The following is an 8,877-nucleotide window of genomic DNA, read 5'->3' as shown; positions in this document are numbered from 1 at the left end:
CGGTCCTCCCGGCGCGCCCGTTGGCGGTCCTCCGGGACCTCCGGGACCTCCTCCGGGCCCGCCCGGTCCCCCCGCCGCGCCCGTCGGCCCAGGCCCCGGTACGCCTCCCGGCGGAGTGCACCACGCGGCGACGATGCTCGCCGGCCCGAACGTGGTCGGCCCTCCGCCGCAGGTTCCTGGCCGGCCCGGCCCGCCCGGTCCTCCCGGTATGCCGCCGGGCATGCCGCCCGGGCCCGGGATGCCGGGTGGCGCCGTACAGCAGCCCTCGTACGGTTATCCGCCCGCCGGTCTCCCGACCGTCGGGCCCGGATACCAGGCCGTCCTGCGCTACCGCGCGCCCGACGGTTCCGAGGCGCAGCTCATCCGCCGTTCGGCGCCCGGCACTCCGCACCCCGAGTGGCAGATCCTGCATGAGCTGCGTGCCATGAACGTGCCGCCGCAGCAGGTGCTCGAACTGCACACGGAGCTGGAGTCGTGCGAGCTGCCCGGCGGTTACTGCGCGCGGATGATCCGGGAGACCTGGCCGCAGGTACGGATCACCAGCGTCGCCCCGTACGGTCAGGATCACGCGAGCCGTCAGCAGGGCATGCAGCATCTGCTCACCCACCAGGGCGAGTTGCACCAGGTGGCCGACGGTCCCGCGCGCCCGGCGCCGATGCGCGCGCCGATCCCGCCGATGCCGCCGGCCCCGCCGATCCCGCCCGAGGGGATCGCGCAGGAGCTGCTGGGCGCTTTCGGGCCGCAGGGCATCTGCCGGTTCGACCAGCGGGCGGTGTCGCGTCAGGGGGTGCCGGAGATCGTGGCGCGCACGCTGGTGTGGGCGGGTCTGCCGGCCGACTTCGGTCCGTTCTTCTGGGCGCAGCCGGCGCAGCCCGTGGTGCCGACGCTCGGTGAACTTGCCGCGCAGCGACAGGTACGGGCGGCGCCGGACGCCGGCTCGTACCTGGTGATGGGTACGGACTTCGGCCGCGCGATCTGCGTCCAGTACGGAACGGCGCACATCATGGCCGTACCGGTCGAGGCGGGCCCCGGTGGGCAGGCGGTGCCACCGCAGTTCGTGAACAGCGGGCTGCCGGAGTTCGCCAGGTGCCTGGGGCTGCTCGGCCGTATGTGGCGGCTCAGGTTCGGGCTCAACCCCGAGCAGGCGGGCCGCTGGACGGTCGACTTCCAGGCGCAGCTCGCCGCGCTCGACCCGGCGGCGCTGTCGTCGCCGGAGAGCTGGTGGTCGGTGCTGCTGGAACAGATGTGGGACGGGTTGCTCTGACCTCGAACTGATCGGACGAGTCACACGGACGGGTCACACGGACGGGTCACACGGACGAGTCACGAGGACGGGTACGGACGGGGCTGAGGCGTCCCCTGCGCTGCGCGGGGGGCGCCTCAGCCGTTTCATGGCGCATCCTTGGACGGGACGGGCGGGCGGAGTGCCACATTCCGCGCAATGTGCCCCATCCCAGCAGGATGTGCGCCGGATCGCGTTGTGCGTTGCGTGTCGGAGGAGGGCTTCAAGGATGAGTGTTGAACCGTTGTCGGCTCATGGCTTCATGCCCGCGAAGGGCCGTGGTTACGACCCCGAGCAGGTCGACAGGCGGCTCGTCGAGCTGTCCCAGGACCGCGACGCGGCGGTGGAACGCGCGGCGCAGCTCACCGGCCTCGTCCGGCGGACGGAGGGCGACGCCGAGCAGTTGCGGGAGCGTGTCGCTTCGCTCGCGCCGCAGACGTACAAGGCGTTGAGCCCGCGCGCGCAGCAGATCCTCGCGCTGGCCGCCGAGGAGAGCGGGGCCATGCGGAGCGAGGCGCGCGACGCTTCGAGCGCCCTGCGCGACGCCGGCGAGGCTCTCGACAGGCAGACGCGTGACGCGGCGCGTGAGGGGGCCGACGCGCGCAGGGACGAGGCGGAGGCGTACGCGCAGGAGGTGCTGCTCGCCGCCAGGACCACGGCCGAGGCGGAGCGTGTCGCGGCGCGCGAGGACGCGAACGACCGGCGTGGAGAGGCACTTGCCGCGCTCACGGAGGTCCGGGGGCGCACGACGGCGCTGATCGACGACCTGGAGAAGACCCACTCCGAGCGGCTGACGGCGGCGGAGCGTGACATCACGGGGCGGGAGTCCGCCTCGGAGGTGGCGTACGCGGAGCGCACGGCGTACGCGACGGTGCAGTTGGAGGAGGCGAAGCGGGCGTTCGCCGAGACCGGTGAGCAGGCGCGGCACAGCCTGGAGGACGCGCAGGCCAGGGCCGCGGAGTTGGTCTCGCTGGCGGAGGTGGGCGCCGAGCGGGTGAAGCGGGACGCCGAGCGGGTGGTGCGGGAGCAGACGGAGGCGCGCGAGGAGATGAACGCGCACATGACGCACGTACGCAACAGCCTGGCGGCGCTGACGGGCCGCGCGACGGTGGACGGCTGAGGAAGCCCGGCAGCGTCCGTACCGAGGAAGCCCGGCCGCTTCCGTACAGGGTCGCGTCCCCTCACTCGTCCGGCGACGTGTCCTGGATGACCGGGAAGCGGCGGGGTGCGATGAACAGCAGCACCAGGAGCGCGATCGCCGCCGCCACTGTCGCGCCCAGAAACACGTTGTCGACCGCGGCGTCCACCGCGCGCCGCAGATAGTCGGCCGCGTGCGCGGTGAGGGTGGCGGGGTTCTCCAGGGCGGTCGAGACGGAGTCGAGGTCGCCGGGGAGCCCGGGAGCCTTGGCGAGGCGCGCCGCCAGGACGCCGTTGGCCACGGCCCCGAACAGCGCGGCTCCGACGCTCTGCCCGACCTGGCGGCAGAACAGGATGGAAGCGGTGGCCGTTCCGCGCTCCGACCAGCCGACGGTGGACTGCACCCCGATGATCAGGGGGAGTTGGAAGAGCCCGAGCGCGCCGCCGAGTATCAGCATGATCAGCGCCGGCTGCCAGGCCTGTCCGGGGAAGGGCAGGAACGGGAAGACCAGCAGCGTGACCAGCGCGCAGGACATGCCGATCACCGCGGTGAAGCGGAAACCTATCCGGTTGTAGACGCGGTTGGAGAGGGCGGCGCTGACCGGCCAGCTCAGGGTCATCGTGGAGAGGACGAAGCCGGCGGCGATCGGGCCGAGGCCCAGGACCGACTGGGCGTACGTCGGTACGAAGACGGTCGGGGCGACCATCAGCAGGCCCATCGCGCCGAGGGCCAGGTTGACGGACGCGATCGTACGGCGCCGCCACACCCAGCCGGGGATGATCGGCTCGGCGGCCCGCCTCTCGATGACGACGGTGACCGCGGCGAGGATCAGCGCGGCGCCGAAGAAGGCGAAGGAGGGCGCCGAGAACCAGGGCCAGGCCACCCCGCCCTGGACCAGGCCCGTCAGCAGCAGCGCCCCGGTGGCGAAGACCCCGAGGGCGCCCTGCCAGTCGACCCGTACGTGCCGCCGCACCGTCGCACGGTGCGGCTCCCGCAGGTGACGGACGATCAGCAGCAGCGCGACCGCGCCCACCGGCAGGTTGATGAGGAAGATCCACCGCCAGTCCAGGTATCCGGCGAACAGCCCCCCGATGGCGGGGCCCGCCACCGACGAGGTGGCCCAGACGGTGGACAGCTTGGCCTGGATCTTGGGGCGTTCCTTGAGCGGGTACAGGTCGGCGGCGACGGTCTGCACCGTGCCCTGGAGCGCGCCGCCGCCGAGGCCCTGGATGACGCGGAAGGCGATGAGGGCCGCCATGTTCCAGGCCGTGGCGCAGAGCAGAGAGCCGATGACGAAGAGGATGATGCCGGTGACCAGGACGGGTTTGCGGCCGAAGGTGTCGGAGAGCTTCCCGTACACGGGCAGCGTGACGGTCACGGCGAGGAGATAGCCGGAGAACAGCCAGGAGAAGACCGAGAACCCGCCGAGGTCGCCGACGATCTGCGGAACGGCCGTGGAGACGATGGTCCCGTCCAGCGCGGCGAGCGCCATGCTCAGCATGAGCGCGGCGACCACGGGTCCCCGCCCGGGCGGTGCGACGGCTTTGGGCGGAGTGCCGGATATCGCCCCGGCCACCGCCTCGGGTATCGCTCCGGGTATCGCCTCGGTCGAACCGGAGTCCTCAGTGCCGCTCACGAGATCCCTTCCCTGTGCACGTATTTCCGGGACCACCTTCTCATCCGCGCTTCACGTGCCGGGGCGAGCCGCCCGCGCCCACCGTCGGAACGGCGGTGTCCGGGCCGAGGGTGAGGGCCGGCAGGCGTACGAGGCCACCAAAAACGCGGCCTGGGCGGGGAGTCGTTCTCTGTGCACAAGCGCGGGGCCGGCTGCGCCACAGATCCCAATTCAGGCTGACCGCACGGTATTTGATCAGCGGAATGAATGTCTCAGACACAGAAAAGGGGGATCACATTGCCCGACAGCCCCGACAGCGGTATCGCCGTCACCGACCAGTCCGATCAGTCCGACCCGCACGAGTGGTCGAGCGGCCGGCGAGGCGCGCGCCCGACTCGGGGGTGAGTGTCGGAGGAAGGAACTCAGGCATCGGGGATGTCCGCTTTCGCGGCGCTCAGCATGTTGCCGGGGATCACTACGAGCCGTTCGTCGGGTGACAGGGTGACTCTGGCCGGAAGGTGTCCCGAATAGGCCGCCGTGAGGTCGCGTCCTATGACCGCGATGTCTCCGTTGTCGAGCTGCCAGATGTCCGGGCAGTCGTCGTCGTCCCGGGAGTTTCCGAGCTCCTGTGCTGTTCTGCCGAGGCGCCGCTCGAACAACGCGGTTGAATCCGCTTCCCACGGGCGTGTCATCCGTACCTCCGGGTGAGCTGTTCGGGCGGGCGCGGGATGTCGCACATCGTACGAGGCGTGGTTACGCAGAGCAATAGTCGGTGTGATCGCCTTCGCGCCATCCTCGGGCCCCACGGCCGCCCCGGCCCCGTCCCGCCCCCGCGGCCGTCCCCGCCCCCGCACCGCCCCGGCGCCCGGTGTCCGTGGGGCGTCGTACTCTGGAAACCCCCGGCCCGTGAGACGTGTCGGGTCCTTCGCGTTGCACGCGCCCCTCACGGCCCTCCTGTACCTGTACCTGCTTATCCGGACGGAAACCCTCTTCATGAGCCTGCACGGTCTGCTCGACGCCGTCACCAAGGACCCGGCACTCGCCGAAGCGGTGAAGGCCGCCGCCGACGGTCACCGTATGCATGTCGACCTCGTCGGGCCGCCGGCCGCGCGGCCCTTCGCCGTCGCCGCGCTCGCCCGGGAGGCCGGGCGGCCCGTGCTGGCCGTGACCGCTACCGGGCGGGAGGCCGAGGACCTCGCGGCGGCTCTGCGCACGCTGCTCGATCCCGACACCGTCGTGGAGTACCCGTCGTGGGAGACGCTGCCGCACGAGCGGCTCTCGCCGCGCTCCGACACCGTCGGCCGCCGGATCGCCGTGCTGCGGCGGCTCGCGCACCCCGCCATGGACGATCCGTCGGCCGGGCCGGTCAGCGTGGTCGTTTCGCCCGTACGGTCCGTGCTCCAGCCGCAGGTCAAGGGGCTCGGGGACCTGGAGCCGGTGGCGCTGCGCAGTGGGCAGAGCGCGGATCTGAACGAGATCACCGAGGCGCTCGCCGCCGCCGCGTACTCCCGCGTGGAGCTGGTCGAGAAGCGGGGCGAGTTCGCCGTACGCGGTGGGATCCTCGACGTCTTCCCGCCCACCGAGGAGCACCCCCTGCGGGTGGAGTTCTGGGGTGACGACGTCGAGGAGATCCGTTACTTCAAGATCGCCGACCAGCGCTCGCTCGAAGTCGCCGAGCACGGCCTGTGGGCCCCGCCCTGCCGGGAGCTGCTGCTCACGCCCCAGGTACGGGAGCGGGCCGCCGCGCTCGCGGTCGAACACCCCGAGCTGGGGGAACTGCTCAACAAGATCGCCGAGGGGATCGCCGTCGAGGGCATGGAGTCCCTCGCGCCCGTCCTCGTGGACGACATGGAGCTGCTGCTCGACGTGCTGCCCAAGAACGCCATGGCGCTGGTCTGCGAGCCCGAGCGGGTACGGACCAGGGCCGCCGACCTCGTCGCCACCAGCCAGGAGTTCCTGCAGGCCTCCTGGGCCGCCAGCGCCGAGGGCGGCCAGGCGCCCATCGACGTCGGGGCCGCCTCCCTGTGGGGCATCGCCGACGTACGGGAGCGGGCCCGCGAGCTGGGCATGATGTGGTGGTCCGTCTCGCCGTTCGCGGTGGACGAGGAGCTGTCGCCGGAGACGATCACGCTGGGGATGCACGCCCCCGAGTCGTACCGCGGCGACACCGCCCGCGCACTCGCCGACACCAAGGGCTGGCTCGCCGACGGCTGGCGCACCGTCTTCGTCACCGAGGGTCAGGGCACCGCGGCCCGTACGGTCGAGGTCCTCGGCGGCGAGGGCATCCCCGCCCGGCTCGACACCCCGGAGGCCGGTGACGGCCGGGGGCTCGTCGACCTCTCGCCGTCCGTCGTGCATGTGGCGCGCGGCTCGATCGACTACGGCTTCGTCGACCCGGCGCTGAAGCTCGCCGTCCTGACGGAGACCGACCTGTCGGGCCAGAAGGCGGCGGGCAAGGACGGCGTACGGATGCCGACCAAGCGCCGCAAGAGCATCGACCCGCTCACGCTGGAGGCGGGCGACTACATCGTCCACGAGCAGCACGGCGTCGGCCGGTACGTCGAGATGGTGCAGCGCACCGTCCAGGGCGCGACCCGCGAATACCTGCTGGTCGAGTACGCGCCCGCCAAGCGCGGCCAGCCCGGCGACCGCCTCTACATCCCCACCGACCAGCTCGAACAGGTCACCAAGTACGTCGGCGGCGAGGCCCCCACCCTGCACCGCCTCGGCGGCGCCGACTGGACGAAGACCAAGCAGCGCGCCAAGAAGGCCGTCAAGGAGATCGCCGCCGACCTGATCAAGCTCTACTCGGCGCGCATGGCGGCCCCAGGACACGCCTTCGGCCCCGACACGCCCTGGCAGCGCGAGCTGGAGGACGCCTTCCCGTACGTGGAGACGCCCGACCAGCTCTCCACCATCGCCGAGGTCAAGGAGGACATGGAGAAGACGGTCCCGATGGACCGGCTGGTCTGCGGCGACGTCGGTTACGGCAAGACGGAGATCGCCGTACGGGCCGCCTTCAAGGCCGTCCAGGACGGGAAGCAGGTCGCGGTCCTCGTACCGACGACGCTGCTGGTGCAGCAGCACTTCGGTACGTTCTCGGAGCGATACGCGCAGTTCCCCGTCGTCGTCAAGTCGCTGTCCCGCTTCCAGTCGGACGCCGAGGCGAAGGCGACGCTCCAGGGGCTCCGCGAGGGCTCGGTCGACCTGGTCATCGGCACGCACCGGCTGTTCTCATCCGAGACGAAGTTCAAGGACCTCGGGCTGGTCATCGTCGACGAGGAGCAGCGCTTCGGCGTCGAGCACAAGGAGCAGCTCAAGAAGCTCCGCGCCAACGTCGACGTGCTGACGATGTCGGCGACCCCCATCCCCCGTACGCTCGAAATGGCCGTCACCGGCATCCGCGAGATGTCGACGATCACCACCCCGCCGGAGGAGCGCCACCCGGTGCTGACCTTCGTCGGTCCTTACGAGCAGAAGCAGATCGGCGCCGCCATCCGCCGTGAACTGCTGCGCGAGGGCCAGGTCTTCTACATCCACAACCGCGTCGAGTCGATCGACCGCGCGGCGGCCCGGCTGCGCGAGATCGTCCCTGAGGCCCGGATCGCCACCGCGCACGGCCAGATGGGCGAGAGCGCGCTGGAGCAGGTCGTGGTGGACTTCTGGGAGAAGAGGTTCGACGTGCTCGTCTCCACGACGATCGTGGAGTCCGGCATCGACATCTCCAACGCCAACACCCTGATCGTGGAGCGCGGCGACAACTTCGGCCTCTCGCAGCTCCACCAGCTCCGCGGCCGGGTGGGCCGCGGCCGGGACCGCGGCTACGCGTACTTCCTCTACCCGCCGGAGAAGCCGCTCACCGAGACCGCGCACGAGCGTCTCGCGACGATCGCGCAGCACACGGAGATGGGCGCCGGCATGTACGTCGCCATGAAGGACCTGGAGATCCGGGGCGCCGGCAATCTGCTGGGCGGCGAGCAGTCCGGGCACATCGCGGGCGTCGGATTCGACCTGTACGTACGGATGGTGGGCGAGGCCGTCGCCGACTACCGCGCCGCCGTCGACGGCGGGGTGGAGGAAGTGGCGCCGCTGGAGGTCAAGATCGAGCTGCCGGTCGACGCGCACGTCCCGCACGACTACGCGCCGGGCGAGCGGCTGCGCCTCCAGGCGTACCGCTCCATCGCCTCCGCCAACACGGAGGACGACATCAGGGCCGTACGGGAGGAGCTGGTCGACCGGTACGGCAAGCTGCCGGAGCCGGTGGAGAACCTGCTGCTGGTGGCGGGCCTGCGGATGCTGGCGCGCGCGTGCGGTGTCGGCGAGATCGTGCTCCAGGGCGCGAACATCCGCTTCGCGCCGGTGGAGTTGCGCGAGTCGCAGGAGCTGCGGCTGACGCGGCTGCATCCGCGTACGGTCATCAAGCCGGCCGCGCACCAGATCCTCGTACCGCGTCCGACGGCGGGCAAGATCGGCGGCAAGCCGGTGGTCGGGCGTGAACTGCTGTCGTGGACGGGGGAGTTCCTCACCACGATCCTCGGCTCCTGACGAATCGCGATCGCCAGGGCTGCCGGGATCGCCAAGGCCGCCGAGGGGGGCCGTCGCGGAGCCGCCGGGCCCCTGCGGCGGTCCTCGTGCGTGCGTGTCATGTCCGTGACGTGTTCACCATGATCCAGCAAAAACTGGGTCAAACGCATAACCGCAGGTGAACGTATGTATGTGCGTGATGTGGTCCCATCCTGTCGCTTTCCGGACATCTTGGGTTTGCTCCGACCCCCTTGAGTGGAGCAGCGGTTCAACCGCCTGGGGGGCGGCTTCGAGGTCTGTGCCCGGCCACTCGACAGA

General features: G+C 71.2%; 5 protein-coding genes. 3 read left to right on the top strand and 2 right to left on the bottom strand.

Going from position 1 to position 8,877, the window contains the following annotated elements; translation table 11 throughout:
- Positions 1 to 1,264 (top strand): SUKH-4 family immunity protein (locus QR77_RS14135; RefSeq protein ID WP_173476303.1); only part of this gene is annotated, 1,264 nt, incomplete at its 5' end.
- 247 nt (positions 1,265 to 1,511) lie between these two features.
- Positions 1,512 to 2,402 (top strand): hypothetical protein, encoded by an 891-nt coding sequence (locus QR77_RS14130; RefSeq protein ID WP_040022086.1) that lies wholly within the window; start codon positions 1,512 to 1,514, stop codon positions 2,400 to 2,402.
- A 61-nt stretch (positions 2,403 to 2,463) separates the two neighbouring features.
- On the opposite strand, the gene QR77_RS14125 is transcribed toward QR77_RS14130, so the two are convergent.
- Positions 2,464 to 3,996: an MFS transporter gene (locus QR77_RS14125; RefSeq protein ID WP_236711109.1), complete on the bottom strand. Its 1,533-nt coding sequence runs from the start codon at positions 3,994 to 3,996 to the stop codon at positions 2,464 to 2,466.
- 461 nt (positions 3,997 to 4,457) lie between these two features.
- On the bottom strand, positions 4,458 to 4,727 hold the full coding sequence (locus tag QR77_RS14120; RefSeq protein ID WP_040022083.1) for a hypothetical protein: 270 nt from the start codon (positions 4,725 to 4,727) through the stop codon (positions 4,458 to 4,460).
- A 301-nt stretch (positions 4,728 to 5,028) separates the two neighbouring features.
- On the opposite strand from QR77_RS14120, the gene mfd reads away from it, so the two are divergent.
- Entirely contained in the window at positions 5,029 to 8,580 is a 3,552-nt protein-coding gene (gene mfd / locus QR77_RS14115) for a transcription-repair coupling factor (protein WP_040027902.1), read from the top strand.
- The last annotated feature ends 297 nt before the right edge of the window (positions 8,581 to 8,877 follow it).

Source organism: Streptomyces sp. 150FB, from assembly GCF_000818195.1.
Lineage (GTDB): Bacteria > Actinomycetota > Actinomycetes > Streptomycetales > Streptomycetaceae > Streptomyces.
The sequence above is the reverse complement of the archived record's forward strand: the minus strand, read 5'-3'. Positions and strand labels throughout refer to the sequence as shown.

Excerpts from the sequence above, each read along its gene's own strand:
- QR77_RS14120 (WP_040022083.1), bottom strand. The coding sequence starts at position 4,727 with ATGACACGCCCGTGGGAAGCGGATTCAACCGCGTTGTTCGAGCGGCGC.
- mfd (WP_040027902.1), top strand. The coding sequence starts at position 5,029 with ATGAGCCTGCACGGTCTGCTCGACGCCGTCACCAAGGACCCGGCACTC.
- QR77_RS14130 (WP_040022086.1), top strand. The coding sequence starts at position 1,512 with ATGAGTGTTGAACCGTTGTCGGCTCATGGCTTCATGCCCGCGAAGGGC.